Below are 6,682 nucleotides of genomic sequence, written 5' to 3' on the forward strand. Positions count from 1 at the left end.
GCCAATATCATTGGATACTCTTTAGAAGAATTAGGTGAAGTCAATATAGATACTTGGATAGAACATTGTCACCCCAAAGATTTAGAATTATCTAACAAACGCATACAAGAACACCTTGAAGGAAAATCCCGCATCTATGATGTAGAAGCCCGAATGAAACACAGAAATGGAAATTGGGTATGGGTTCACGACAAAGGAAAAGTAGTTTCTTGGACAGAAGATGGTAAACCAGAATGGATGGTTGGATCACACCAAGAGATTACTGATCGTGTTTTAGCGAGGGAACAAAATAGAAGGTTTGTCGACCAGGCTCCTATTGCAATTGCCATGTTTAACAAAAACATTGAATATTTAGCAGCTTCTCAAAAATGGATTTCAGATTACAACATCCAGGATGAAGATATTATCGGTAAATCTCATTATGAAATATTTCCTGAAATTGGAGATGACTGGAAACGCGATCACCAACTTGCACTGCAAGGGCAAACACTCAAGAGTGACGGTGAATTATTTCGACGTGCAGATGGAAGTGAGCAATGGATAAAATGGGAACTAAAACCTTGGTATTTTAAAGACAAAGAAATTGGAGGTATTACCATGTACTCCCAAGATATCACTGTAGCCAAAAAAGCAGAGGAAAAACTACGAATCTCAGAAGAGACATTTAGAAATAATTTTGAAAATGCCGCGATAGGAATGGCCATTGTTTTACCCGATGGAACCTTTTCTAAAGTAAACAATAGTTTTAGTGAAATGCTGGGTTACGAGCGTTCCGTGCTCGAAAAACTCACTTTTCAAGAAATCACATACCCCGACGATTTAAACAAAGATTTAGTATTACTCAAAGAGGTCGTTAACAACCAGAGAGATTCTTACCAGATGGAGAAAAGGTACTTCCATAAAAATGGTAAAATTGTTAATGCCGTTCTTTCTGTTTCTGTGGTGAGAAAAGCAGATAAATCTCCACTATATTTCATTTCCCAAATTACAGATATCACTCCTCGTGTAGCTGCGCAAGTCAGCTTAAAAAATACGCTTTCAAAACTTGAAAGTATAGTAAATGGTAGTACTCAAGTAAGTATTATAGGAACAGATGCAAAAGGTGTGATTAACCTTTTTAATATTGGCGCGGAAAACCTTTTGGGCTACAAGAGCGAAGAAGTTCTGTATACGAATTCTCCTGAAATCATTCATAAGAATTCAGAAATTGAAGAGAGAAGTGTCGAACTCACTCGAAAATACAACAAGCCTGTTAATGGATTCGATGTATTTACCGTAGTAGCAAATGACGTAGGTTTTGAATCAAAAGAATGGACCTACGTTCGAAAAGATGGTTCTGAGTTTAAAGTTTTACTTACCGTAAACCCGATACGTGAAGATGACGTGATTATTGGATACGTTGGAATTGCAGTGGATATAAGTGAATTAAATGCGGCTCAAAATCAAATTAAATCTCTTCTTGAATTAAAACAGACGCAAAATGAAAGGTTCTCTAATTTTGCTTACATCGTATCGCATAACCTGAAAACCTATACCAATAATTTATCTGGACTAATCAATTTATTTGTTCGTCAAAATAAGGATGCTGGAAATAGTAAGGTATCTAAATTCCTAATACAATCCATTGAAGGATTATCTGAAACCGTTGAACACCTGAATGAAGTACTGACCATAAGTAGTGAAAACATCGACTACACCAACATAAAAATAGGGAGTGTATTAAAGAGCTCTATCGGTAATTTAGCACTGAATGCCGAAGAGGCTAATGTGGAGATAATAAATAACTTAACAGAAGATTATCAAGTCAAAGGTATTAATGCTTATGTAGAAAGTGTCTTCTTTAACTTCATTTCTAACGCCATTAAATATAGGGATGAAAAAAAGGATAGCTTTGTAGAAATTTCTGCTGAAGAAACCGAGAAGTATATCTGCATTAAATTCAAAGATAACGGACTAGGAATCAATCTAGAAAAACACAAAAACAAGCTATTTGGAATGTATAACACCTTCCATAAACACGACGAAGCAAGAGGTATAGGATTGTTTATTACGCACAATCAAGTCGAAGCAATGAAGGGGAAAATTGATGTTGAAAGTGAGATTGGCAAAGGAACGAACTTTAAGGTTTACCTTCAGAAAGTCTAAAATTCCTTCTCCAAAGTAAAAACATCATAGCACCGACTCCATAACTCGCAACATCCCAATAATCTTGCGTATACACTTTTGGATTTTGATGAGGTAATACCCACTCAAAAAGTAAGCTACAACACGCCCAACTAAAGATTACTTGAACTACTGTTAACTCCAAGTCCTGTCCTTTCATCCACCGAATCAATTGTAAAGCAAAGCCATTGATAAGGAATAAACAGATAAAATCAGAAAAGTAATTTCTTATAAATACTGGAAGATCATAACCCAAATGCTTAAGCATGTAGTAAAGCAGATAAGCTATGCACCAGAATACAAAGAAAGGCTGCTTAATGATACTCATGCAGAAGCTGCAATTGCGAGGTACAACATAAAAACTACGAGTCCCACATAAATCCCCCAAATTCCCATTACGATATAATATAATAAACGAACAAAAGGATTTTTAGAATTGCGAGATTTCTCAAAGAAAACTGCGAGTTTCCCTGGAGGCTTAGGTTTTTGAATTCCGTGTTTTGCGATATACTTTTCTTCTCGAATAATTTGCTCATTCAATAGATTTCCACAATGCTCGCAATTGAATTCATCAGTAGACCATTGCTTGCATGATTTACACAAAACCTGTTTCATTCTCCCTTAAATTTTATGCAACTAAAATACACATTATACCACTATATCAGTATCAATACTAAGGTATTCTTAGGGCCAAATCACTCGTAATTTTATTTAGATTCATTCTAAATACCTAGCTTTAGGTATTGCACAAGCCATGCTCCCTCACTTCCTTTGTAGCAAAATTGCTGCACACAATGTTACGATTATCTGGACTTATTATTTCTATCATTTTTAGCTCCTCACTTTGGGCGCAAGAAGCATTTGTACAAGGTAAAGTTTTGGCCCATGGTATATCAATAGAAAATGCAAAGGTCAATTTTGGAAATGGTAAAGGTGCTTATACCGATTCGTTAGGTGTTTTTATTCTAAACAATTTACAAAAAGGAACCTATACCGTGCAGGTAAGTGCATTTGGTTTCGAAAGCTATACCACTCAAGTAAATATTTTCAAAGACACCAATTATTTAAAAAGTATCCCTCTTACTCCTATCCAAGAAATGGAGGGTGTTACCGTGTCCGCTGAGACAGACAATCAAAAGGTACAGGAAGAAGCATTCAATGTTACGGCTATAGATCTAAAACCCGTACAAAACCTCAACCTCAACGTAAATGACGTGCTAGATGGAACACCCGGAATACGCGTAAGGGAATCTGGAGGTACCGGGGCTAACTTTAGTTTTTCTTTGAATGGTTTTACCGGAAAACAAGTCAGGTTTTTTATTGATGGTCTACCTACTGATTATTTAGGTCAAGCCTTTGGTTTAAACATTGTTCCCATCAATTTATTAGACAGAATCGAAGTGTATAAAGGTGTGGTGCCCGTTCGCTTAGGTGCAGATGTTTTAGGAGGCGCAGTGAATATTGTCACTAAAAACATCAGCAAAGATTTTGTCGACGCCAGCTACAGCTTAGGATCATTTAACACGCACAAGGCAGCGGTAGTTGCCCGACACACCTCGAAGAAAAATTTCTTAATCAACACCAGTGCCTTCTACACTTTCTCAGAAAACAACTATTTCATGGATGCCTATTTGGCCAATCCTCAAACTGGAGCAATTGACAAAGACCCAACGCGTATTCGTAGATTTAATGATGCATTTAGAAGTACCACTGCTCTCTTGGAAATGGGAGTAGTCAATAAAAATTTCGCTGATAGACTTCTACTGGGCTTTATAGCCTCTGAAACCTACAAAGAAGTACAACAAGGGGCAAACATGACCAAAGTAGCCGGACATGTATTTACAAAAGAACACACCTTCATTCCCACCTTAAAATACGCCAAAGATGATTTGTTTACCAAAGGATTAGACATCAAAGTATCTGCCATATACAGCGAAAGACAAGCGATTACAGTGGACACAAGTTCACGGGTATATGATTGGAGAGGTAATTACACCGAAAAAGATTTTTCGGCAACATCCGGAGAGTTGAATTGGTATAAAAGCTACTTTACTTTCAACGACAAGGCAAGTTTGGTTACCACTACGCTCGATTATGCACTAAATAAAAAGCACAGTTTTACTTTCAACAATACCTTTTCTTGGTTTCAAAGGCAGGGAGAAGATACCCTAAGTTACAGTGAGGTACCTTTCAGTAACCCTAATATCCTGCAAAAGAATTTTATGGGACTCTCTTATAAACTCAAGCTTTTAGAGGGTAAATGGGAAAGTACCGCATTTATCAAACACTTTAGTTTCCGCTCCATTCTATACCTAGAACCCGATTCAGAATACGAAGACTTCATACGAACAGATGCCCAACAAAATAACACAGGATACGGAGCTGCAACCACCTATCATTTAAAGAAAAACCTGCAGTTAAAAGCGTCTTATGAAAACGCTTACCGACTACCTGAAGGCTATGAGATTTTCGGTGATGGGCTTTTACTCAAAAGGAATTATGAATTATTAGCAGAACAGTCTCAAAATTTCAATTTGAGCTTAGGTGGAAGTAAGAGAATCAAAGCTCATAAATTCCAAGGTGAATTTGGCTTCATTTATAGGTTACCCCAAAACATGATTCGTCTTGTGGCAGTGGGAATAGCCTCTAAATATCAAAATTTATTAAGTACTGAGGTGACAGGATATGAAGTTGCATTTAAATACACCTACAAAAAACGTATACATGTTGAGTTAAACACTACCTACCAAAACATGATTAACACCAACCAATTCTTTGGTGGTTATGACGACCCCTTGTACTTAGACAGAATTCCAAACATTCCCTACTTCTTTGGAAATGGAAGTATCACTGTTAACTCAAAGGAATTTGGTGAGCAGAAAAACAAAATAAGTGTTCGTTGGCACACACTTTTTGTAGAGGAGTTCTATTTAAAATGGCCCAGTCAAGGAAGCACAGCATTTAAAAACATTATCCCCCGTCAAATCGCTCATAACTTGGCCATTACTTATAAGGGGGGAAAGGGAAAATACAACCTCACTTTTTCGTGCAACAATATTCTAGACAGCCAGCTGTATGACAACTTTAAAATTCAAAAACCAGGAAGGAATTTCAACCTCAAGTTGAGATATTTTATCACAAAAAAATAAATACCAACAAATGAAAAACACAATTAAAATTGGTGCATTTACGCTAATAACGATGAGCATGTTTGCTTGTAAAAAGGAAGACCCAAAACCAGCTAACGGAGACGATAATGAAAACAAAGATGGTTACGTTGTTGGTCTTAGAAGTGCAGACGGATCTGCTGATTTTTTGGTGAGTACACAAAGTATTAAAGAAGGCAACATTACCTCAACGGGTATGGGAATAGAACAAACGGGTTGGTGTTATTTTGCGGCTACAAATGATACTTACTTTGCTTTTAACTACACCGAAAATTTTGCAACGGGTTATACAGTAGAAAACGGTATGTTCACAGAAAAAGGTCAGTTTGTTTTCGAACGCGTAGACCTTATGGAATACGATGAAGAAAGAGATGTTTTATTCGGAATTGGAGCTCCTTGGGGAGGTGGCGCATTTGATTGTAACTTCCAGACCATAGACCCTTCAAGTGTATCTATTACCAATAGTATTAATCATACGATATATGCACCTATGCATAACGGTGCTCAAATCAATGTATGGCCCAATGATGTATTATTAAAAGATGGTAAAGCCTACATCCCTTTCTACCCGCTTATTGGTGACACCTGGGAAACTCCTATCACAGACACTGCTTATGTTGCTGTTTACAGTTACCCAGATATGACCTTGGAAAAAGTTATTAAAGATGCTAGATCTACACCTATCGGATACTATGGAAACCAACCTGCAATAATGGAAGCTGAAAACGGAGATATTTATGCCTTGGCTACAGCATCTTACGCAGCTGGTTATACACAAGTTGACAATCCTTCAGGGGTATTAAAAATTAACGCTACAACGGATGAATTTGATCCTTCTTTCTTTATGAATATTGAAGACGATCACGGATACAGAGTAATGACGGGAGAATATGCTGGAAATGGTAAAATTGTAGCACGTGTAATTGATGTAGCTACCGATGACGCAAGTGGTGTTGGTTCCTGGGCTGGATTTACCACAGAAAACCCTATTTGTAAAATTGCAATCATCGATGTAAACAACGAAACTTTCGAAATTGTAAATGATATTCCTTTACACGGTGGTCAATACAAAACTCCTTTCTTTAAAGAAGATGGAAAAGTAATGATATCCATTAATGATGGAACCACAGCTGCAGTATACACAGTTGATGCAAATACAGCAACTGCAATAAAAGGCGCCAACATTGAAGGAGGACAGTTACAAGGTATCTTTAAATATTAATCTTTCCTACCCTTTAATTTTAATTCAAAAAATCCCGTTTCAATGAAGGAGCGGGATTTTTTATACATCATTTCCAAGCTCCACAAATACACATACTTCTTTTTAACCGCTCTTTACAGGCAACCCTACC

Annotated in this window: 5 protein-coding genes; 3 read left to right on the forward strand and 2 right to left on the reverse strand. The window is 37.0% G+C overall.

Going from position 1 to position 6,682, the window contains the following annotated elements; all coding sequences use genetic code 11:
• The coding region (locus tag R3333_RS11400) for a PAS domain S-box protein (protein ID WP_318958906.1) at positions 1–2,145 on the forward strand (2,145 nt) is incomplete at its 5' end.
• On the opposite strand, the gene R3333_RS11405 is transcribed toward R3333_RS11400, so the two are convergent.
• Positions 2,120–2,491 carry a hypothetical protein gene (locus tag R3333_RS11405; RefSeq protein ID WP_318958907.1) on the reverse strand — a complete coding sequence of 124 codons (372 nt, stop codon included), beginning with the start codon at positions 2,489–2,491 and terminating at the stop codon, positions 2,120–2,122. The genes R3333_RS11400 and R3333_RS11405 overlap by 26 nt on opposite strands.
• Entirely contained in the window at positions 2,488–2,778 is a 291-nt protein-coding gene (locus R3333_RS11410; RefSeq protein WP_318958908.1) for a hypothetical protein, read from the reverse strand. Before R3333_RS11410 ends, R3333_RS11405 begins: the two co-directional genes overlap by 4 nt.
• Before the next feature lie 179 nt (positions 2,779–2,957).
• Here R3333_RS11410 and R3333_RS11415 point away from each other — a divergent pair, with 179 nt between their 5' ends.
• Entirely contained in the window at positions 2,958–5,312 is a 2,355-nt protein-coding gene (locus R3333_RS11415; protein ID WP_318958909.1) for a TonB-dependent receptor, read from the forward strand.
• Between the two features lie 10 nt (positions 5,313–5,322).
• Positions 5,323–6,552: a DUF4374 domain-containing protein gene (locus R3333_RS11420; protein WP_318958910.1), complete on the forward strand. Its 1,230-nt coding sequence runs from the start codon at positions 5,323–5,325 to the stop codon at positions 6,550–6,552.
• Positions 6,553–6,682 lie beyond the last annotated feature (130 nt).

Origin of the sequence: Lishizhenia sp. (assembly GCF_033720595.1) — a bacterium.
Taxonomy (GTDB): Bacteria; Bacteroidota; Bacteroidia; order Flavobacteriales_D; family Crocinitomicaceae; genus Lishizhenia.